Source organism: Shimia sp. MMG029 (genome assembly GCF_027947445.1).
In the GTDB taxonomy this organism is placed as follows: Bacteria; Pseudomonadota; Alphaproteobacteria; order Rhodobacterales; family Rhodobacteraceae; genus Shimia.
In genome coordinates this window covers 238038-259386 of sequence record NZ_JAQJIM010000003.1, presented here as the reverse complement: position 1 = coordinate 259386, position 21349 = coordinate 238038, and the positions used below count along the sequence as shown (strand labels likewise).

General features: G+C 58.9%; 20 protein-coding genes. 10 read left to right on the top strand and 10 right to left on the bottom strand.

What is annotated here, in order from left to right; all coding sequences use genetic code 11:
• Window positions 1-78: 78 nt before the first annotated feature.
• The 4 genes from ccoG to ccoS are packed head-to-tail and all read left to right on the top strand — an operon-like array spanning window position 79 to window position 4321.
• A complete protein-coding gene (ccoG, locus tag PJL69_RS10635) occupies window positions 79-1503 on the top strand; it encodes a cytochrome c oxidase accessory protein CcoG (RefSeq protein WP_271309629.1) in 1425 nt (474 codons plus the stop codon).
• Window positions 1503-1964 carry a FixH family protein gene (locus PJL69_RS10630; protein ID WP_271309628.1) on the top strand — a complete coding sequence of 154 codons (462 nt, stop codon included), beginning with the start codon at window positions 1503-1505 and terminating at the stop codon, window positions 1962-1964. The genes ccoG and PJL69_RS10630 overlap by 1 nt, the downstream gene beginning before the upstream one ends.
• 4 nt (window positions 1965-1968) lie before the next feature.
• On the top strand, window positions 1969-4158 hold the full coding sequence (locus PJL69_RS10625) for a heavy metal translocating P-type ATPase (protein WP_271309627.1): 2190 nt from the start codon (window positions 1969-1971) through the stop codon (window positions 4156-4158).
• Window positions 4159-4162: 4 nt separating this feature from the next.
• On the top strand, window positions 4163-4321 hold the full coding sequence (ccoS, locus tag PJL69_RS10620; protein WP_209098932.1) for a cbb3-type cytochrome oxidase assembly protein CcoS: 159 nt from the start codon (window positions 4163-4165) through the stop codon (window positions 4319-4321).
• A gap of 92 nt (window positions 4322-4413) precedes the next feature.
• Here ccoS and PJL69_RS10615 read toward each other — a convergent pair whose 3' ends face one another.
• Window positions 4414-5811, bottom strand: coding sequence for a D-alanyl-D-alanine carboxypeptidase family protein (locus tag PJL69_RS10615; RefSeq protein WP_271309626.1), 1398 nt, complete (start codon window positions 5809-5811; stop codon window positions 4414-4416).
• Between the two features lie 186 nt (window positions 5812-5997).
• Window positions 5998-6699, bottom strand: a complete 702-nt coding sequence (locus PJL69_RS10610; RefSeq protein WP_271309625.1) for an HAD-IA family hydrolase — start codon at window positions 6697-6699, stop codon at window positions 5998-6000.
• Window positions 6700-6786: 87 nt separating this feature from the next.
• Between PJL69_RS10610 and clpS the strand changes: the two genes are divergently transcribed.
• From clpS to hemF, 4 genes are all read left to right on the top strand, one after another.
• Window positions 6787-7125, top strand: a complete 339-nt coding sequence (gene clpS / locus PJL69_RS10605) for an ATP-dependent Clp protease adapter ClpS (RefSeq protein ID WP_209098928.1) — start codon at window positions 6787-6789, stop codon at window positions 7123-7125.
• A gap of 28 nt (window positions 7126-7153) precedes the next feature.
• Complete coding sequence (locus PJL69_RS10600) at window positions 7154-8137, top strand: class I SAM-dependent methyltransferase (protein ID WP_271309624.1); 984 nt, start codon at window positions 7154-7156, stop codon at window positions 8135-8137.
• Between the two features lie 46 nt (window positions 8138-8183).
• The gene (locus PJL69_RS10595; protein WP_271309623.1) at window positions 8184-8984 is read left to right on the top strand and encodes an SDR family NAD(P)-dependent oxidoreductase; all 801 of its coding nucleotides are present in this window, start codon (window positions 8184-8186) and stop codon (window positions 8982-8984) included.
• Between the two features lie 61 nt (window positions 8985-9045).
• Entirely contained in the window at window positions 9046-9939 is an 894-nt protein-coding gene (gene hemF, locus PJL69_RS10590) for an oxygen-dependent coproporphyrinogen oxidase (protein ID WP_271309622.1), read from the top strand.
• Between the two features lie 60 nt (window positions 9940-9999).
• On the opposite strand, the gene hemC is transcribed toward hemF, so the two are convergent.
• Entirely contained in the window at window positions 10000-10956 is a 957-nt protein-coding gene (gene hemC / locus PJL69_RS10585) for a hydroxymethylbilane synthase (protein ID WP_271309730.1), read from the bottom strand.
• Window positions 10957-11060: 104 nt separating this feature from the next.
• Between hemC and hemE the strand changes: the two genes are divergently transcribed.
• Window positions 11061-12092, top strand: a complete 1032-nt coding sequence (gene hemE / locus PJL69_RS10580; RefSeq protein ID WP_271309621.1) for a uroporphyrinogen decarboxylase — start codon at window positions 11061-11063, stop codon at window positions 12090-12092.
• 117 nt (window positions 12093-12209) lie between these two features.
• Here the strand turns inward: hemE and PJL69_RS10575 are convergent, their stop codons facing one another.
• The 6 genes from PJL69_RS10575 to PJL69_RS10550 all read right to left on the bottom strand — a co-directional run bounded on the left by PJL69_RS10575 (window position 12210) and on the right by PJL69_RS10550 (window position 17547).
• The gene (locus PJL69_RS10575; protein WP_271309620.1) at window positions 12210-13304 is read right to left on the bottom strand and encodes a CaiB/BaiF CoA transferase family protein; all 1095 of its coding nucleotides are present in this window, start codon (window positions 13302-13304) and stop codon (window positions 12210-12212) included.
• Between the two features lie 134 nt (window positions 13305-13438).
• Complete coding sequence (locus tag PJL69_RS10570; protein ID WP_271309619.1) at window positions 13439-14278, bottom strand: SDR family NAD(P)-dependent oxidoreductase; 840 nt, start codon at window positions 14276-14278, stop codon at window positions 13439-13441.
• A gap of 11 nt (window positions 14279-14289) precedes the next feature.
• A complete protein-coding gene (locus PJL69_RS10565; RefSeq protein ID WP_271309618.1) occupies window positions 14290-15438 on the bottom strand; it encodes an acyl-CoA dehydrogenase family protein in 1149 nt (382 codons plus the stop codon).
• 17 nt (window positions 15439-15455) lie between these two features.
• Window positions 15456-15878: a MaoC family dehydratase gene (locus PJL69_RS10560; protein ID WP_271309617.1), complete on the bottom strand. Its 423-nt coding sequence runs from the start codon at window positions 15876-15878 to the stop codon at window positions 15456-15458.
• Window positions 15875-16357, bottom strand: coding sequence for an FAS1-like dehydratase domain-containing protein (locus PJL69_RS10555; protein WP_271309616.1), 483 nt, complete (start codon window positions 16355-16357; stop codon window positions 15875-15877). Before PJL69_RS10555 ends, PJL69_RS10560 begins: the two co-directional genes overlap by 4 nt.
• 5 nt (window positions 16358-16362) lie before the next feature.
• Window positions 16363-17547 (bottom strand): lipid-transfer protein, encoded by a 1185-nt coding sequence (locus PJL69_RS10550; RefSeq protein ID WP_271309615.1) that lies wholly within the window; start codon window positions 17545-17547, stop codon window positions 16363-16365.
• Between the two features lie 154 nt (window positions 17548-17701).
• Between PJL69_RS10550 and PJL69_RS10545 the strand changes: the two genes are divergently transcribed.
• Entirely contained in the window at window positions 17702-18616 is a 915-nt protein-coding gene (locus PJL69_RS10545) for a LysR family transcriptional regulator (RefSeq protein WP_271309614.1), read from the top strand.
• A gap of 4 nt (window positions 18617-18620) precedes the next feature.
• Here the strand turns inward: PJL69_RS10545 and PJL69_RS10540 are convergent, their stop codons facing one another.
• Window positions 18621-21251, bottom strand: coding sequence for a hybrid sensor histidine kinase/response regulator (locus PJL69_RS10540; protein WP_271309613.1), 2631 nt, complete (start codon window positions 21249-21251; stop codon window positions 18621-18623).
• Window positions 21252-21349 lie beyond the last annotated feature (98 nt).

Sequence of the window (21349 nt, the reverse complement as noted above, 5' to 3'; positions counted from 1 at the left end):
ATTTGACACAGGTCAATGACCTGAAACACCATGATAGGAGAAGACTGATTTAGCCTCCAACAGCCAGAGTGTGATTCCGTGAGCAACAGTCCTGCACCGTCACTTTACGCCAGCCGTGAACCTATTTTTCCAAAACGCGTCCATGGTAAATTCCGCAACCTTAAATGGTGGATCATGGCGTTTACGCTTGGAATTTACTACCTGACGCCTTTGCTCCGGTGGGATCGTGGCCCGAGCCTGCCTGATCAAGCCGTTCTGGTCGACATTGCCAATCGGCGTTTCTTCTTTTTCATGATCGAGATTTGGCCGCATGAATTCTATTTCGTGGCTGGTCTTTTGATCATGGCAGGCTTGGGGCTGTTTCTGTTTACCTCCGCGCTTGGGCGGGTTTGGTGCGGCTATGCTTGCCCACAGACTGTTTGGACCGATCTTTTCATTTTGGTAGAGCGCTGGATCGAGGGCGATCGCAACGCGCGCTTGCGGTTGCATCGGCAGGAAAAACTTGATGCACGCAAGATCCGCCTGCGTGTTACAAAATGGGTGTCTTGGCTGTTGATTGCGGTCGCGACTGGCGGGGCTTGGGTGTTCTACTTTGCCGATGCCCCGACACTGGCTGTTGAGCTGGTGACCGGCAATGCACATCCTGTTGCTTACACAACGATCGCGATCCTCACTGCGACGACCTTCTTTTTTGGGGGCTTTGCGCGTGAACAGATTTGTATCTACGCGTGCCCCTGGCCGCGCATCCAAGCGGCGATGATGGATGAAGATACGCTGACGGTGGGCTATCGCGAATGGCGCGGTGAACCTCGGGGCAAAGGCAAGCGCACAGAAGACAGCGATCTTGGTGATTGCATCAATTGCATGGCTTGCGTGAATGTTTGCCCGGTCGGGATTGATATCCGTGATGGCCAGCAGATGGAGTGCATCACCTGTGCGCTGTGCATTGATGCCTGCGATGACATGATGGACAAAATCGGCAAACCGCGCGGTTTGATTGACTATCTGGCGCTTTCTGACGAAGGGCGGGAGCGCGCGGGTGAAAAGCCCAAACCTGTTTGGAAACACGCCCTGCGTCCGCGCACGATCATGTATACAACCTTGTGGTCTGCAGTTGGGATCGCGCTTGTTGTGGCACTGTTTCTGCGCTCTGACATCGAAGCCACCGTGGCTCCAGTGCGCAATCCGACCTACGTGACCCTGTCTGATGGTTCGATCCGCAACACCTACGAGGTGCGGATGCGCAACAAACACCATGAGCCACGCATGTTCCGGGTTTCGTTGAAGGGCGATCCATCGCTGCGTGTGCAGCTGGAAGGCACCCCGTATGAAGCGGTGCAAGTCGAGGCGGATGAAATGCGCATCCAGCGTGTATATGTGATTGCGCCGAAAGGATCTTTGCCAGCAGATGGTGAAAGCACCCCGTTCCGCTTCTGGTTCGAAGACACAGGAAATGGCGATCGTGTATACAAAGATACGATCTTTAACGGAAAGGGCCAGTAATGGCTGAGAAGAAATTCACCGGATGGCATGCCGCCATGATTTTCGTTGGCGCCTTTGGTGTGATCATTGCCGTAAATCTTGTGCTTGCATTCAGCGCGGTGAAAACGTTTCCGGGGCTGGAAGTCAAAAATTCCTATGTCGCAAGCCAGGAGTTTGACGTGCGGCGCAACGCGCAGGAAGCGCTCGGTTGGTCCGTTTCGGCGCGCGCGACAGGTGGGCTGTTGATCCTGACGGTCAACGATGAGACCGGGCGTCCAGTGCAGGTGAGTAACCTGCATGCCGTGCTCGGTCGCGCGACACATGTGAAGGACGACAGAGAGCCCAATTTTCAGTTTGATGGTCAGGCGTATGTGGCCCGCGAGGAATTGGCACCTGGAAACTGGAATATTCGTATGAAAGCCAAGGCGTTGGACGGAACGGCATTTGAGCAGCGTGTTGTGCTGATTGTCGACAAGAGCTGATGTGATGACCGCTGCGGCACGCCCCCAAATTTCAGCATGTCCTGCCTGCGATGCAGCCCCGGCGGCAGAGGCGTTGGCCGAAGCTGCCCTCGCTGAGGAGCGTGGACGCATCGCTTTATCCGTGCCGACCGTGCATTGCGCAGCTTGTATCGCGACAGTGGAAACGGCCTTGGCCCAGGTTCCGGGTGTCACATCCGCGCGTGTGAACCTGACACTCAAACGGGCCTCAGTGGAAGCTGAGGCAGAGATTGCACCAGACCAACTGATCGATGCGCTGGCGGGTGTGGGCTATGAAGCTCATGAGCTCGACGCGGGCACACTCAGCGCGACACAAACCGACAAGGCGGGGCGTGATTTGTTGATGCGGCTCGCGGTGGCTGGCTTTGCGTCGATGAACGTCATGTTGCTGTCAGTCTCTGTCTGGTCGGGGGCTGAGGCTGCGACGCGTGACCTGTTCCACTGGATCTCTGCTGCCATTGCCCTGCCAACAATTGTGTTTTCCGGAAAACCGTTTTTTGTGCACGCTTGGAGCGCATTAAGGCACCGACGTCTGAACATGGATGTGCCAATTGTGCTTGCGATCCTTTTGGCGGTGGTCACATCCCTTTGGGAAACATCCCTGTCCGGGGAGCACGCTTATTTTGACGCGGCTCTGACACTGGTGTTTTTCCTTTTGGCTGGGCGTTACCTGGATCACCGGACCCGTGCTGTTGCGCGATCTGCGGCAGAGGAGCTTGCGGCGCTGGAAGTGCCTCGTGCGATTCGTGTGCACGACGGGCAGGAAGAAACCGTCGCGGTGCAAGATCTGTGTACTGGTGATCTGATTTTGGTGCGGCCAGGGGGGCGTATGCCTGTCGATGGTGAGATCATCGAAGGCCGCTCTGAGCTTGATCGCTCTTTGTTGACCGGGGAAACCGTGCCTGTTTTCGCAGAGCCCGGTTTGTCAGTGAGCGCAGGTGAAGTGAACCTGACTGGTCCCTTGCTGATCAGGGCGAGCGCTGTCGGCGAGCACACAAGTCTGCATCGTATGGCGGATCTGGTGGCCGTGGCTGAAGCGGGCCGGTCAAATTACACATCGCTGGCGGATAAGGCTGCGAAGCTATACGCCCCAGGTGTGCATATCCTGTCTGCGCTGAGCTTTCTCGGCTGGTATCTGTATACATTTGATGTGCGCACCGCGCTCAACATCGCTGCTGCTGTGCTGATCATCACCTGCCCGTGCGCGCTTGGGCTTGCGGTGCCTGCCGTCACCACCGCTGCCTCCGGTCGATTGTTTCGCAAAGGCATGTTGATCAAGCACAGCACCGCACTCGAACGTCTCGCGCAGGTGGACACGGTGGTGTTTGACAAGACCGGCACATTGACCGCCGGAACGCCAGAGGTCACCAATCTGGGGGCGTTTGCGCCCGAGGAGCTCTCCGTTGCTTTGGCATTGGCGCAGGGGTCTGCCCACCCACTGAGCGTTGCATTGAGCAAAGCAGCGCGTGCTCACGGTGTGTCTCCTGCTGTCGTGACAGACATCGAAGAGGTGCCGGGCTACGGCACGCAAGGTCGGTACAATGGACAATTGGTGCGGCTTGGGCGTGCGAGCTGGACCGGTGCAAGCGCACAAGGGCAGACCGCCGCGCACCTGCGCATTGGTGAGGCGGAGGCGAAGGCATTTCTGTTTGCAGACGCGTTGCGGGAAGGCGCGGCAGAGGCTGTTGCCGCGCTGAAGCGTTCAGGCAAAGAGATCGTTCTTTTGTCAGGGGACACCTCTGGCGCAGTTGCCGCGCTGGCAAAACGTCTGGGGATTTCCCAGTGGCTTGCCGACGCGTTGCCGGAAGAAAAGGCACAGCGGATCCAATCATTTGCGGAGGAAGGAAAGACCGTTTTGATGGTCGGGGACGGGCTGAATGACACGGCCGCGTTGGCGGCCGCGCATGTTTCTATCTCGCCTGCCTCAGCGCTGGATGCGGCGCGCGTGGCATCAGATATCGTGTTGCTGGGCAGCGACCTGTCGCCAATTTCAACGTCGATCGAAACAGCACAAGCAGCCACCCGACGCATTCGCGAAAACTTCCGGATCGCAACGATTTACAATATCATTGCGGTGCCTCTGGCTGTTGTCGGTCTGGCAACACCGCTGATCGCGGCATTGGCGATGTCTTCCTCTTCGATTACAGTGTCTCTCAACGCTCTGCGCCTAAGGTAGAAAAATGCAAGTCTTGTCATATCTCATCCCAATCTCACTGTTTCTTGGCAGTGTTGGTCTTGTGGCTTTCCTCTACACAGTGCGCTCTGATCAATACGATGATCCCGAAGGCAATGCGCAGCGGATCCTCTCTGGGCAGTATGATGACAAACCCAAGGGGTGACTGGCGCACAGGATGAGTGCCAAGCTCGCAACGAAAAAACGCCTTCGACTGGATGTCGAAGGCGTTTCTTTTTCGGCGTTTTTTGCGCTGCGTTAGCTCGGTCCGAGCGTGTAACAAGTGATTTGTCGGGCTTGAAGGCGGCGACACGCCAGGTCGGCGGTTTCTTTAGACAGTCCCATGAAGTTGGCTTCGAAGCCACGCGTGTTCTTCACCACCTTGCGCAGGCTGCCGTCCAATGTGGACATTTCTGCGAGCGCTGTCTTCAGCAGCATTTTTTCCGCGGCATATCTGCTGCCATAGCGGCCCACGTTGATGCCCCAGTGCCGGCCACCTGCAGTTGATATGCGTGTAACGACCTTTGGCTGGGGAGGAGGCGTTGGTTCTGGTTCAACCCATGCCAGGGTCGCGCCAGAGGACTCTTGTGCCTGCAGAAGCGCGGATTGAATATCATGCTCAATCACATTTGCCGCAGCTACGAGACTGGCATCAGGTGTTGCGGCTTTCGCCACAACGATTGCTGGCTTCGGCGCTTCAGGTGCGCCTTGAGTTGGGCGCAGTTTGGGGCGGAGCGACTTTTTTACAGCCGTTGTCACGCGGATGGTTTTCCCCGCGCCCTTGTTTGACCCGATGTAGTCCGGGCGTCCAGGTTTACGCAGCGCAACTCTGCTGGCTGACCGGGTGAAGCCCAGGTCAAGCAGTTCTGCCACCTTGGCGTTGCGCGTCGCCGTTGAGCGACCGCCAAAAACAGTGGCGATGATGCGTTTGTTGCCGCGCTCTGCTGAGGCAACGAGGTTGAAGCCAGCGGCGCGTGTATAACCGGTCTTGATCCCATCCGCGCCGCGGTACGCATTCAGCAGGCGTCTGTTGGTGTTGTTTACGGTCTTGATGCCAGCGCTTGTGGAGCGGCGGGAGAACAGATTGTAATAATCTGGATAATCATACAGCACGTGCCGCCCCAGCGTGGTCATGTCCCGCGCCGTGGACATATGCCCGCTCTCTGTCAGGCCGTGGGCATTCTTAAACGTCGTGTTTGACATGCCAAGCGCTTTGGCTGTGCGATTCATGCGACGTGCGAAGGCCGCTTCTGAGCCTTCAAGCGCTTCACCAATCGCGGTGGCGGCGTCGTTGGCGGATTTTACAGCCGCTGCACGAATAAGATAGCGCAACGCGATTCTCTGGCCCGATTGCAGGCCAAGCTTGGAGGGTGGCTCCGCAGCAGCGTTCCGCGAAATCTTAACTTTCGTATCAAGGCTGATTTCGCCATTCTCCACCGCCTCAAACGCGATGTAGAGGGTCATCATCTTTGTGAGTGAGGCAGGGTGCAGGCGGGTGTCTGCATTTCGGCTGTGCAGGACTTTGCCATCGCGTGCGTCAACCACCATGGCCGCATACGGCGCTGCCAACGCTGCAATTGATGTAAGCGAAAACAACACGGAAAGTGCTGCAACAAATAGCCCAAAATGGGCCGACTCAGAACGTCGCGCCTTCACAAGAACTGCCCTTTACTGCCTCTGATCGCCGTTTTCCGGTCTGATCCTTTTTATTAAATAAAAGGCTAACACAGCCCCTTCTTTGAGGAAAGTGAATGTTTGTTGGGGTTTGAGCGCAGTTGAGACGGGGCGCGAAGATCTAGTGGCGGCAGCGGAACAAATCGCAACACCTGCGTCAAGTCGTTCTCATTTGATGTTTTTTATTGTCTGCAAAACATCGGTGAGTTGTGAAAGCGCCACAAATCGTGGGTGATTTTTGGGTGTTTCAGCGGCTTCCAAAGCCCACGCCGGGCCATTGGGGACGTGAACCGCCCAGCTGCCAGCCGCCAATGCCGGCAGGATGTCAGATCTCATCGAGTCGCCCACCATCATTGCATGTTCTGGGCCATCGGCATGCCGGGCAAATGTCTCTGTATAGACAGTTTCTGTCTTGTTGCTCACAATCTCGACCCAAGAAAACAATTCGCCAAGGCCTGATTGTGCCAATTTGCGCTCCTGATCGAGTAGGTCGCCTTTGGTGATCAGTATCAGACGGTGGGATTCTGCAAGGGCGCCAACCACCTCGGCGACGTTCGGCAGAAGGTCTATAGGGTGCGCGAGCATGTCTCGCCCACACGCCATCAACTCTGAAATGACTGATGCGGGGACCTTTTCATCTGTCACCTCTATTGCGGTCTCAATCATTGACAAGACAAACCCCTTCACGCCAAACCCGTAGTGGCCCACATTGCGCCTTTCAGCCTCCAGCAAGCGATCATGCAAATGCGCAGGGTCAGTAAAGTCTTTCAGTAATTCTGCAAACCGCTCCTGTGTCAGTCTGAAAAGCCGCTCGGTATGCCAAAGCGTGTCGTCTGCATCAAAGCCAATGGTGGTGAGCGTTTGGGGCATCAATTAAGTCCGATTGAGTGAGACCTCTTTTCTTAAACCATCTACAGGCTATATAAACAGCTAACCACAAACCGGATTCTTGTGAATATGACCTTTCCGAACCTACGCATGAGCATGGGCGATGATGATGGCGGCGACCTTGGTGTCGCGCTGGAAACACGTGTGCGCACGAAAAAGCCTCCGCTTTACAAGGTGCTGCTTCTGAATGATGACTACACACCGATGGAGTTTGTGGTGCATGTGCTCGAGCGTTTTTTTGGAATGACGCACGCACAGGCATTCGAAATCATGTTGACCGTGCACAAGAAGGGTGTCGCTGTGGTCGGAGTGTTCAGTCATGAAATCGCCGAAACCAAGGTTACCCAAGTGATGGATCTGGCACAGCGCCATCAGCATCCGTTGCAATGCACCATGGAAAAGGAGTGACCGGCGTAGGCCGTGTCACCTAAGAGTGATGTCTCACAGCAGATTGTCTTTGGCCGTAGATGAGCACGGCCTCGCCCTTCCCGTGGAAGGGCTTATTGCCGTTTTTGCGCCGCGCGTCGGCTATGATCTGAGCGCGTTGCCACGTGACCGTAGCGCGATCATTCAGCCGTTAAAGCCGGATCATGATGCCTTCGCGCAGGTCGGCTATAGCGCCGAAGTGGTTGAAGAGGGTTCCTATGCCGCAGCTTTGGTTGTGCTACCGCGCGCCAAAGCGCTGGCCCGGGATCTGATTGCCCGCGCCTGTGCCGTTGCGCCGCTTGTCATTGTAGACGGGCAGAAAACCGATGGTGTCGACAGCCTTTATAAAGAGTGCCGCAAACGCGCGGATATGCTCGGGGCCTTCACCAAAGCCCACGGCCGGCTGTTTTGGTTTGAGGGCGGAGATTTCGCAGACTGGAAGGCCGGTGCCGCCACTGAGATCGCAGGTGGGTACACCACACGTCCCGGGGTTTTCAGCGCAGATGCCGTGGATCCGGCCTCCGCCATGCTGGTTGAAGCCTTGCCTGCCAAGCTTGGTCGCGTTGTCGCTGATCTTGGCGCAGGCTGGGGCTATCTGTCGTCCCATATTGTGAATCGTGACGGCGTTGAGGTCTTGCATCTTGTCGAAGCGGATCACACAGCGCTGGACTGTGCCAAAACCAATGTGATCGACCCGCGGGCGCAGTTTCATTGGGCCGATGCCACCAATTTCAAACCAGGCCATCGCGTGGATACGGTGGTGATGAACCCACCGTTTCACACCGGGCGGAAAGCGAAGCCGGATCTTGGCAAGTCTTTCATACAGGCGGCAGCCAAGATGCTCGCGCCGTCCGGTCAGCTTTGGATGGTGGCAAATCGGCATCTGCCGTATGAAGCAACGCTGCGAGAGGCCTTCAAAGAGGTCGAAGACGTTGCTGGTGACACGCGTTTCAAGGTACTAAAGGCGCAGGGTCCCAGCCGCACACGCGGCTGAGGCAGGCTTTTGAGCCGACAACATGACAGCGTGATGGGGATCGTAGATGTCATTTTCAATTGCAGGTAAGACCGCGATTATCACCGGCTCGGCCAACGGGATAGGGCTGGCGGTAGGGCGGCATTTTGTGGAGCACGGGGCCAATGTCATGTTTGCTGACATGGACGAAGAGCGGCTCTGCACAGAGTTTGGTACGCGCCCTGAGGAGGGCAATGTGCGCACTTTCGCAGGCGATCTGCGCGAGAAGCTGACGATCAACAATCTGATCTCGGCCACCATTGATGCCTTTGATCAGATTGATATTTTGATCAATGGCTGCCGACAGGTGACCACCAGTGACCCGCTCAATCCGGATGATGCGTCCGTTGAGCTGATGTTGCAGCAAAACCTGATGACGTCGCTGAAGCTCAGCCAGATCGTGGCCAAGCGGATGATCAAACAGGCAGAAGGCAAGGAAGACGGCTCTGCCGGGGCGATTGTGAACCTCTCCTCGATTGCGGCGCAACGGTCGCAGCCTGATCTGCTCGGCTATTCCATTGCCACAGCGGCGCTGGATCAGATGACGCGGGCGATGGCGGTGGCGCTGGCACCGGAACGGATTCGCGTGAATGCGGTTGCCATTGGATCGGTCATGTCAGCAAGCCTGCAGACCGCGCTGAAGGACAATCGCGATTGCCGCAATGAGATTGAGCAGCACACCCCACTTGGCCGGATCGCGGCACCGGGGGAGTTGGCGGATGCGGTGCAGTTCCTGTCCTCAGAGGCGTCGGGGTTCATGACCGGCCAAATTGTGACGGTTGATGGCGGCCGCTCGCTTCTGGATACGGTCAGCACACCAGCACATTAAACCAAACAGACGCCGGTCGGCATTGGACCGTGGCGGTATTCGAACACACAAAGAGGCGAGCATGAGCGCATCGATGGAGACCGAAAAGCAAACCGCAAGTGCGTGGTTCCGCTCGTTGCGTGATGAAATTGTCGCGGCTTTTGAAAGGCTTGAAGATACCCATGCCGAAGGCCCTTTTGCCGATCAAACGGCGGGGCGCTTTGAAGTGACCGAGACCAAACGCGCCAGCGCGGATGGATCTGACGCGGGTGGCGGTCTGATGTCGGTGATGCGCGGCGGACGCGTGTTTGAGAAAGTCGGCGTCAATGTCTCCACCGTTTATGGCGAATTGGGTGAGCGTGCGCAGGCGGCAATGGCGGCGCGCAAAGGCTTCCCCGAAATGAAGAATGATCCGCGTTTTTGGGCCTCGGGCATCAGCCTTGTTGCGCATATGCAGAACCCGCATTGCCCGGCGGTCCACATGAACACGCGGATGTTCTGGACCCCGCACGGTTGGTGGTTTGGCGGCGGGTCCGACCTTAATCCTTGTCTTGAATATGATGAGGACACGGCGCATTTCCACGCCGTTCAGAAGGCGCATTGCGACAAGCATGGCGAGGCAGAGTATCCACGGCTAAAGGCTTGGGCAGACGAGTATTTTTACATTCCACACCGCAATCGCGCGCGCGGGGTTGGCGGCATTTTTCTGGATGATCACAACACTGGTGATTGGGCGGCGGACTTTGCGTTTATCCAGGACATAGGTCGGGCATTCCTGCCAGCCTTCCTGCCGCTGATTGAAAAACGTCGTGTGCAGGCATTTGGTGAAGCGGAGAAAGAGGCGCAGCTGGTGCACCGCGGGCTCTATGCCGAATACAATCTCGTCTATGATCGCGGGACCAAATTCGGGCTTGAGACCGGCCATGATGCCAATGCTGTGTTGATGAGCTTGCCACCGCTGGCAAAGTGGGTCTGATATAAGAAAAGCGCCGACGAGGACCGGCGCTTTTTTGTTTGTTCGGGCTGAGATTGAATCTCAGCGCCAATCGAAGAAACCAGGGCCGCCGCGTTCAAGCAATTGAGCCGCCATGGTTTTTCCGAGCTCTGCACCATCTTCGATCGGAGCGGTCTGGTCGTCGCTGAGGCTTTCAGAGCCATCAGGCCGCAGGACTTCACCGCGCAGGCGGAGCGAGCCGCCATCAAGCTCCGCAAGGGCAGCAATCGGCGTTTCACAAGAGCCATCGAGCGCGGCCAGGAAAGAGCGTTCCGCGGCAAGGCGCTGGCCGGTGGGTGTGTCGTGGATCGCTTCCAGCATCGCGGCGGTGTTCATATCCTCGGCGCGACGTTCGATGCCGATGGCGCCCTGGGCGACGGCGGGCAGCATGTCTTCGGGCTCAATGGCGCTGGTGGCGACGTGTGACATCTCCAAACGGTTGAGGCCTGCCATGGCGAGGAAGGTGCAATCAGCGACGTTGTCGGAAAGCTTTTTCAGGCGTGTTTGCACGTTGCCGCGGAACTCTACCACATTGAGATCATTGCGGTAATTCAAAAGCTGTGCGCGGCGGCGCAGGCTGGATGTGCCAACGGTTGCGCCCTCGGGTAGATCCGCCAGAGAGGCGTGGTTGGGCGACACAAACGCATCGCGGGTGTCTTCGCGGGGTAGGTAGGTGTCAAGCAGCAGGCCGTCGGGCTGCAGGACGGGCATGTCTTTCATCGAGTGGACCGCGATGTCGATGCTGCCGGTCAGCATGGCCTCTTCGATTTCCTTGGTGAAAAGCCCTTTGCCACCCAGCTCTTTGAGCGGTTTGTCTTTGGCGATCAGCTGCGCGTTGTCACCGGATGTAGTGATCACCACGATCTCAAACGCGGCCTCTGGCAGATCAAAGGCAGCCATCAATCTGCGCCTAGTTTCATAGGCTTGCGCCAAGGCGAGGGGGGAGCCACGGGTGCCGATTTTCAGCGTCGAGTCGGGGGAGGGCAATGTCACGGTCATAGGCGCAGGGATAGCCGCGACAGGGTGTCCTGACAAGCGCTCTGGTCTTGACATCTTGACGCTGGTGCCAGACGACGAAGGCGACACATTGGAAAGGGGAAACCATGGCCGAGAAGACGATCCTGCGCGCATTGGCGGGTGAGACGCTGGACACGCCGCCGATCTGGATGATGCGGCAGGCGGGGCGCTATCTGCCGGAGTATCGCGCCACGCGGGCGCAGGCGGGTGACTTTCTATCCCTTTGTTATAACAGCAAATTGGCTGCCGAAGTGACGCTGCAGCCGATCCGGCGTTATGGCTTTGATGCTTCTATCCTGTTTGCGGATATCTTGCTGTTGCCTCAGGCGTTGGGGGCGGATTTGTGGTTTGTCACGGGGGAAGGCCCGCGGCTTTCCACAATCGAAAAACAGGCGGATTTTGACAAGCTGAAACCGGCCAGTGAAATCCACGAAACCCTTGATCCTGTTTATGAAACTGTTCGCATCCTGCGTCAGGAACTGCCCAAGGAAACCACGCTGATTGGCTTTGCCGGGGCGCCCTGGACGGTGGCGACCTATATGGTTGCGGGGCGGGGGACGCCGGATCAGGGGCCTGCGCATCAGTTGAAGGATGAAAATCCTGAATTGTTTCAGGCGATTATCGATCGTTTGACCGAAGGGACGATTGATTATCTGTCCAAGCAGATTGAGGCTGGGGCTGAGGTTGTGAAGCTGTTTGACAGCTGGGCGGGCTCTCTGAAGGGGGCGGATTTTGACCGCTATGCTCTTGAACCTGCTAAGAAAATCATTGCTGCTCTGAAGGCGAAACATCCGGATGTGCCGATCATTGCCTTCCCGCGTGGTGCGGGAGAGCGGTATGTGGGCTTTGCCAAGGCGACGGGCGCGGATTGTGTGGCGCTGGATGACGGTGTGACGCCGCAATGGGCCGCAGAGCATGTGCAGGTTGACGGCTGTGTGCAGGGAAATCTCAAGTCTTCCCATATGGTTACAGGCGGTCAGGCGCTGGTGGATGAGACTCGTAAGATTGTCGATGCCTTCAGCAAGGGGCCGCATATCTTCAATCTTGGCCACGGCATCACACCGGATGCGGATCCGGAAAATGTGCAGCTGATGATCGACACGTTGCGTGGGCGTTGAGCCCGCGTTAACCATAAAATCGAACGTCGGTATTGCGTCTGTATCACGACGGTATTGCGGAGGTGCGTTTTTGCGCGCCTCTTTTTTATGACCGGACCGTGCGTTGCAGGGCGCAGATCAGAGGTCTTGACGCCCGGCCTTGGCCAATTCCGCGAGAATCTCCGCCGTATGTTCCCCACGTTTGGGGGCGGGGTTGATCTGTGCCAACTTGCCGTCAAAACGCGGAGCAGGGGCGGCTTGTAGATTGCCATCCGAATGATGCCAGACCTGCCGTGCGGCTATATGTGGAGACTGCGCACTTTCCTCGGGCGAAAGTACCACCACTACACAGGCGTCAGAGCCGGAAAACAGGCTGTCCCAATGCAGGCGTGGCGCTGACAGAAAGAGATCGGACAGGCGCGCGGTGAGCTTGGGCCAGAGGGTGGCGTCGTGCTGGCGGGCAAATTCCGGATCGTCGCTTAGCCCCATTCTCTCCAGAAATTCAGCGTAGAACTGAGGCTCCAGACATTGCACGGAGACATGGCCGCCATCGGCGCAGAGATAGCTGCGCGACCAATGCGGGCCGTCCAGCAGGCTGTTGCCACGTTCCATTGACAGACCGCCACCCTGACGCAGCGCCATAAGCAGGGTCATCATGTGGGCGGAGCCATCCACAATGGCGGCGTCCACCACGGTGCCCTGTCCGGTGGTGCGCGCGCTGAGAATGCCGGAGAGGATGCCGATCACCAGATAGAGCGCGCCGCCGCCGATGTCGCCCACCAGTGTGGCGGGGGTGATGGGCGGGGCGCCCGGCTCTGAGGCATACCAAAGCGCGCCGGATTGGGCGATGTAGTTGAGATCATGCCCGGCGGTCTGGGCGCGTGGTCCGGTCTGGCCCCAACCGGTCATACGGCCATAGACCAGCGCGGGATTGTCGGCGTGGCACTCGGAAGGGCCAAGGCCTAAACGCTCCATCACGCCGGGACGAAAACCTTCGATCAAAGCGTCGGCTGTGGCGATGAGGCGCTTGGCGGTGGCGAGATCTTCTGAGTCTTTCAGATCAAGCGCGATCGAGCGTTTGCCGCGGTCGAGCACGGATTGATCTGCGGTGATCGCGGCGGCGGTTTTGCGGTGGATGGTGATCACATCCGCGCCGAGGTCTGCGAGCAGCATGGCGGCGAAGGGGCCGGGGCCGAGGCCTTCGATTTCGATGATGCGGGTGCCTTGGAGCATGTGTGGTCCAATCATGAGAGCCGAGGGCTGCATAGTCCCGCGGGGTGGTGCGAATGCGCCGCTCCATCAAACCTCAGGTTTGTCTCCGACAAAACGGTGTGGTACGGCGCAGCCCGACTTGCAGTCGGGCCTTTTTAAGTGCTGCCTAAGCCACCGCCCACAATCAGGGTCTGGCCGCTGACGTAGTTGCTTTCCGGGCAGCAGAAGAGATAGACGCCATCGGCGGCTTCTTCTGGAGTTCCGGGGCGGCCCAGCGGCACCATGGCGGCAAACCCTGTGGCGACTTTTTCGGGGATGCCGATGCCGACAGTGTTGCCATCCACGGTGATGGATTTCTTCTCGTTGGTGGCCTCGGTGAGGCGGGTTTCGATGTAGCCAAAGGCGACGCAGTTCACATTCACCTTAAAGCGGCCCCATTCTTTGGCCAGTGTTTTGGTGAGGCCGAGCACAGCGGATTTGGCTGAAGAATAGTTGGCCTGCCCCACATTGCCGCCGGTGCCTGCGATGGACGAGATGTTCACCACCTTGCGGAAGACCTCCTGTCCGGCTTCGGCCTCCTGGGTGGCCGCGCCTTTGATGAAGCCGGAAGCGGCGCGCAGGATGCGGAAGGGCGCTTTGACGTGGACATCCATCATGGCGTCAAACTGATCGTCGGTCATATGACCGATGAGGCTGTCCCATGTGTAGCCCGCGTTGTTGACGATGATGTCGATGGCGTTCCATTTGGTGACGCCTGCGCCGATGAAACGTTCGGCAAAGCCGTCCTCAGTGACCGAGCCGGGCACGGCAATGGCCTTGCCACCGGCTGCGGTGATTTCATCGACCACGGCCTGCGCGGGGGCCACTTCGAGATCGTTGACGACGACATTGGCGCCTTCGCGGGCGAGTTTCAGGGCGACGGCGCGGCCGATGCCGTTGCCTGCGCCGGTGATATAGGCGGTTTTGCCTGTCAGCTTTCCTGAGAGTTTGCTCATTTGGGTGGTCCTTAGTCGAGATCCAGAGATCGGGCGATCACTTCTTTCATGATCTCATTTGTGCCGCCGTAGATCTTTTGCACGCGGGCATCGGTGTAGAGCTCGCTGATGGGGTATTCGGACATGTAGCCATAGCCGCCGTGCAGCTGCAGGCATTCATCCACAATTTCACATTGGGTTTGCGTGCCCCACCATTTGGCCATGGCGGCTTTTTCTGCGGTCAGCTGGCCTGCGTCGAGCTCGGCCAGGCATTGATCGCAGAAGGCGGCCAGCAGTTCGATTTTGGTGGCGCATTCGGCAAGCTTGAAGCGGGTGTTCTGAAAATCCATCACACGTTTGCCAAAGGCTTTGCGCTCTTTCACATAGGCCAGCGTATGGTCCAGCGCGCATTGGGAGGCTCCAAGCGCCATATAGCCGAGGATCAGGCGCTCCCATGGGAGCTGTTTCATCAGTTGGATGAAGCCCTGGCCTTCCTCGGAGCCCAGAAGGTTGGTCAGCGGGACGCGCACATCCTGAAAGGATAGCTCTGCGGTGTCGTTGCGTTTCATGCCCATTTTTTTGAGGCAGCGGCCGACAGAGAAGCCTGCGAGGCCCTCGGTTTCGACAATGATGAGAGAGACGCCCCTGCCTTTGGCGGTTGGGTCGGTTTTGGCGACGAGCACGATGAGGTCTGCGGAGCCGCCATTGGTGATGAAGGTTTTCGACCCGTTGATCAGATATTCATTGCCGTTGCGGATCGCGGTGGTTTTGACCGCCTGCAAATCGGAGCCTGTGCCCGGTTCGGTCATGGCGATGGCGGCGACTTTGCGGCCCGTGGCGAGATCGGGTAGCCAGCGGGCCTGCTGCTCCTCAGAGCCGAAGGCGGTGATGTAGTGGGCGGCAATGTTGTGGACAGAAACGCCCCAGCCGCTGTCCCCGGCTTTGGTCTGTTCCAGAAAGGTGATGGCGTCAAAGTGGCGCGACAGGCCGAGGCCGCCGTGGGCTTCGGGGAAGGTGGCGCCGAGGATGCCAAGCTCCCCGGCTTTGCGCCAGAGGTCTTTGGGGACAACGCCCGCCTCTGTCCAGGTGGCGTTGTTTGGGGTGACCTCTTCGGCCATGAAGCGTTTGACGGTGTCGGCGAAAGCGGTGTGTTCCGCCGTCATCCACATGTGGTTGGGCATGTGCGTTCCTTGTGGGGTTAGCTTGGGGTGGCGCAGACCTTGGCTTCGCCGCGCAGGGTTTGGGTGCCGTCGTCAATATGGGCGGCCAGTTTGAGGGTCAGCAGCACGCGGCCGTGTTGCTCAAAGCGGTTGGTGACGGTGCCGGTGCAGGTGACGGTTGCGCCCACCGGCGTGAAGGCTGTGAAACGGCTTGAAAGCTCACGCAGGCGGTCCTGACCGGCCCAGTTGGTGACCAGGCGGCCCAGCTGCGCCATCGACAGCATGCCATGGGCAAAGACATCCTCCATCCCGGCGTTGCGGGCGAAATCCAGATCAATGTGGATCGGGTTGTGATCGCCAGACGCGCCGGCATAGAGCGCAAGGGTGGTTCGGCTTATGGGGCCGAAGGTCAGCGGGGGCAGGGTGTCACCCACTTTGGCCGTGGTGGGGGTGATGATCATGGGCTGTCCCCCTCTGGCAGGCGGTGGATGAGGCTGCGGCTGGCTTCCACCAGCAGGCCGCGGGTGGGGTGCAGGATGCGGGTGGTGATATGGGCGATTTCCAGCGCGCCGCTTTTGGCATCGGTGAAATCGGTGATTTCATTCTCGACCTGCACCGTGTCGTTGGCATACATCGGGCCGTGATAGGTGTAGCTTTCGGTGCCATGCAGCAGGACGCGCAGATCGCCGTTGATGCGGGCGAGGATGTCTGGCTGACCTGCGCGGCGGGCCTGTTGATCCGCCAGGGTGCCGACCACCACCGCATAGGTGGCGGGGGCAAGGATGTCGGGGTGGCCTGCGGCCTGCGCGGCCTCAGGATCGAGGTAGAGCGAGTCTGTCTCGCCGATGGTTTCGGCAAAGAACTGCAGGGCGCCGCGTTCGAGCGCGACCTCGATTGTAGGCGTCACTTGGCCTTTGGTGGTGCGATCAAAAATGCCCATCTGCGTCACGCGGCCTGATAGAGCGTGACCACGCAGGCGCCGCCGAGGCCGAGGTTGTGCTGCAGCGCGGTGCGCGCGCCCTCCACCTGCCGCGCTTCTGCGGTGCCGCGCAATTGGTGGGTCAGCTCATAACATTGCGCCAGACCGGTGGCGCCGAGCGGGTGGCCTTTGGACAGCAAGCCGCCCGACGGGTTGGTCACAAAGCGGCCGCCGTAGGTGTTGTCGCCATCTGCGATGAATTTCTGAGCGGTGCCTTCGGGCGTGAGGCCCAGACCCTCGTAAGTGATGAGCTCGTTATGGGCAAAGCAATCATGCAGCTCGACAACGTCCACATCGTCGATTGCAATGCCGGAGGCCTCCTGCACCTGCTTAGCGGCGGCTGCGGTCATGTCGTAACCCACAACCTGCATCATATCGTTGGCTTCAAAGGTTGAAGCATAGTCGGTGGTCATGGCCTGTGCTTTGATCTGCACAGTGGTGTCGATGCCGTGTTTGGCGGCAAAGCTCGGGGAGCAGAGGATCGCAGCGCCACCACCACATGTGGGCGGGCAAGCCATCAGGCGGGTCATCACACCTTCCCACATCACGGGCGCGGCAAGCACCTCTTCGGCACTGACCTCTTTGTCAAACAGCGCCAGTGGATTGCGGGTGGCATGGCGCGATGCTTTGGCACGGATTTTGGCAAAATCGGCCAGCTCTGTGCCGTGTTTTTCCATATGCGATTTGCCTGCACCGCCAAAGTAGCGCAGCGCCAGCGGCACGTCGCCATGCCCGACAAGGGTGTCGCAGGCCGCGTCAAACGCATCAAAGGGTGTGGGGCGATCTGTCCAGTGGCTGGTCAATGCGCCGGGCTGCATCTGCTCAAACCCCACCGCTAGCACACAATCAGCCACCCCACTTTCAACGGCCTGACGCGCCATATAGAGCGCGGTAGAGCCGGTGGAGCAGTTGTTGTTTACATTGATGATTGGAATGCCGGACATGCCAACCTGATAGAGCGCTTTTTGCCCGCAGGTGCTGTCGCCATAGACATAGCCAGCATAGGCGTGCTGTACATCGCTGTAGCTGAGGCCGGCGTCTTTCAAAGCCGCGCGCACAGCGGCGGCGCCCATTTGGTCGTAACTGTCCGATGCACCGGGTTTGGCAAATTTGATCATGCCAACGCCAGCAACTATGGCGGATGTGCCCATCGTGTTTTCTCCTTCTTCGGCCCCGCATGCGGCAACCTGCGCCAGTATCGGATTGACGGAGATATCTTTCAAATTCAATGTTGTCGCGAGCTATTCCATGGGGGAATGGGTTTGCGACGCAGTCTGACTTATGGGTGCGGAGAGGAGAGACGCGATGAATCTAACAAAACTGCGCTATGCGGTGGCGGTGGATCGTCAGGGGGCCATTTCGGGGGCAGCGCGGGCATTGCATGTGACACAATCGGCGGTGACCAAGGCGCTGGCGGATGTGGAGCAAGAGGTTGGTGTCGCACTGTTTAACCGCCATGCACGCGGAGTGACAACAACCGCAGAGGGGCGGCAGTTCATTGATCGCGCCGCGCGCATTCTGGCGGATGTGGATCAGCTGTCAGCGGATGTGAGCGTTGCGCGCCAGTCCCGTGAGCAGGTGTTGCGCATTGGTGTCGCGCCGAGTTCTCTTGAGGGACTCATGAGCCGCGCGGTTTGGTCGTTGGTCAGCGAACACCCTGATGTGCGCGTGCATTTGCGCGGGACGCTTTTCGAAGCGGGGCTTCAGTTGTTTCGACAAGGTGATGTCGACGCGTTGATCGGGCCTGCACGGCCGTTGATGGCAGAAGCCGGAGCGCGCACCGAGGGGTTGCCGCCACTGAAGGCTTTGTTTTTTGTACGCCGTGGTCATCCCCTGGCGGGGCGGGCCGTTCTGGCCGAAGATATGGCGCGCTTTCCCTTGATTGTGCCTGAAACCAACGGGCCTTATGCGGAACCGATCCAGCACGTCATGCAGCAAAGCGAAGGTGATCCGTTGCGCCGCGTGCACATCATGCAGAGCTTCACCATGGCCGCTGGGGTGATCGAGCGCAGTGAAGCGGTGGGGATGGTGGCGGACAGCTATGCCCAAAGCCGGCAGTTCCGCTCTCGGTTTGAGGTGCTGGATTTTCCAGAGCAAGATCCACTGCCGATGGCGGTTGCGTTTCGCAGTGGCGGGCACCGTGGCCGGGCGCTGGGCTGGTTTTTGCAGGCGTTGCAGAAGTTCCCACCCTCGACGGGCGTAGACATGCCGAAGCCATAGCAGCTTATTCGGCGGCGTCTGAGGGCATGTGATCCATCAGCGCGGCGCGGGTTTTTTTCCAGATTGCGGGCAGGGCAATCAGCGCATCCTCAAAGGCGGCGGGATCCTGCGTTTTGGCGGCGCTGTCGGCTGCGACCAGTTGGGCGTGCAGGTTGCGCGCGCCAAACACGGCGGAGGCTCCGGCCATATTGTGGCACATTTTTGCGACCGCGGCGGCATCGCGGTAGGGGTCCGTTATTGCGCTTTGCAATGCGTCGCCTTCGTTCAGAAAACGTGTGAGCAATCTGGCAAAGGTGTCTAGGGGCAGGCCCTCGCGGTTGTTGTTCAGCGCCTTTGCGTCGACCAAATCATCGCGGGCGGCGCTGTCTTCCTCGGGGGCCTCTGGATCGGACGCGGTGGCGAGCGTTTGCAGCGTTGTTTCAAAGGCGGTGCGGTCCAGAGGTTTGGACAGAAAGCCATTCATGCCTGCCTCTGCTAGGCGGGTGCGTTCTGTGGGCAGGATATTGGCGGAGACCGCAATGATGGGCGTGTTTTTGTTTGGGCCGCTGCCCGCGCGGATCGCGAGAGTGGCCTGCAGCCCGTCCATGACAGGCATGGCGATGTCCATCAGAATGACATCAAAGCCATTGAGTGTGGCGCGTTGAACGGCCTGTGCGCCATCTGCGGCTGTCACCACCACATGCCCGGCATTGCGCAGCATTTCTTCGGCCAGTTCACGGTTGATGGCATTGTCTTCGACCAGCAACACGCGGCGTTTGATCTGTTCTTGCGGGCGCTGGGTTTGCGCGGTTTGCGTGGGGCGGCGGCCCGGCGCCATGGGCAGGCGGACCCAGAAGACACTGCCGTGGCCAATTGTGCTTTCCACCCCAATGGTGCCCCCCATGGCGGTGACAATGCGGCGGGCGATGCCAAGCCCCAAACCGGTACCGCCGGGCACCATGCCCAAGCCTGTGTCTGCGGTGACAAAATCCTCAAACACCTGATTGACTCGATCTTTGGAGATGCCAATACCGGTGTCTGAGACCCGCAGCTCAATAACGGGCGTGCCGTCGATGCTTTCGGGCAGGGCCTCTGCTTCGACGGTGATGGTGCCTTCTTGGGTAAATTTGATCGCGTTGCCGATCAGATTGAGCAAGACCTGCTCCAGCGCGGCACGATCGGTGCGCACCCAGACCCGTGGCGCGCCTTCCCAACGCCAGCTTAACGCATTGCCGCGCGCAGAGGCGGCGCTGAGCTGGCTGTCGACCAGCTCCTGCAGCAGGACGGACAGATCGGTGCAGGCCAGTGAGATGTTGAGCACACCGGCCTCATGGCGCGCGATGTCGAGCACGGTGTCCACATGGCGCATCAGAACGCGGCCGGAGATTTCCATATTGCGGATATAGCGGGTTTGGCTGGCGTCGAGTTTGGTGTCATTGAGCAAGCTGAGATTGCCCAGCATGCCATTGAGTGGCGTGCGGATTTCATGGCTCATCACTGTGAGGAATTCCGCTTTGGCGCGTTCCCCTGCAAGGGCCTGATCGCGGGTGTGGACCAGTTCTTTCTCTGCGGCGACACGGTCGGATATGTCGTGCATGAAGCCGAGGAAAATCCGCTGGCCGTTTTCTTCGGCCATTTCGACAGAGATTTCGCCGGGAAAGACCGTGCCATCAGCGCGCTTGAGTTCGGTGCGCACGCGGCCACGGCCCGCAAAATGCCCTGATCCGCCATTGATCATGCGTTTGAGCGCCGCTTTGTGCATGGCGTTCGTTTCATGAGGCGCAATGAGATCCACCACATTTTGGCCGCGGATGTCTTCGAATTTGTATTGAAAGATGTCTTCGCAGGCTTTGTTGAATTCGATCAAGCGGCCGGCACTGTCGGTGACCAGAACCCCGTCCAGCGAGGTGGTCAGGATGGTGCTCATGCGGTGGTTGGCTTCGGACAGGGCCTGACTGTGCTGGCGCGACAGCCGGTAAATGTTGAAGACGTGGATCACCAAAGCGACCAGCGCAATGAGGAGCAGGACGATCAAGGCGGTGAGGCGGAGCAGCGTTTGGGTGACGGTGGCGCGCTGTCGGTCGCTCAGTTCCGCAAAGAAGGTGAGGCCCTTCAGGGAGAGGGTGCGGGTGTCATTGCGCAAGTTTTCGATGTCTTCGGCCAGCAGGGGCAGGGCGGTGCGCAGTTCTGCGTTTGGCGCATCGATGATGGGCAAGGCGCCGCGCACCATGGTGTCGACACGCGCCAGCGCGGCTTTAAACTCAGGCACGGAGGTGAGGCGCTGATAGACCGGGGAGGAGACAATGGTGGTGACGCGGCTGTAAAGGATGTCATAGCGCAGCCGCAGGCGGGACAGATCGTCTTCGGGGCTGAGCATGGCGGTTTCGATGGCGGCGGTGTAATCGCGTGTTTCGAGCTCCACCTGAGACAGCGACCACTCCACGTTGTCAGAAGCCTTTGCGCGCACTTCGCGAAAGTTGGAGATGACCTCGTAAGCGGTGTAGGTGGAGAACACAGTCAGGACGGTCGCCGCAATGATCAGGCCGATGCTGAGGCCGCGATGCCAGGGGGAGCGATCGGGTGATGGCTGCGTGCGTGCAGGATGCGCTTGTTTTTTTGCGTCAGAGTTGCTGGGCCGCTCAGATTGCAAACGCACGTCTCGCTCCTTCAAACCGTGTGGGGGAGGCCTGAATTCTGCGCCTCTTCAAATGACAAAACGCACCATAAAGGTGCGTGTGGGGCGGAAATGATGGC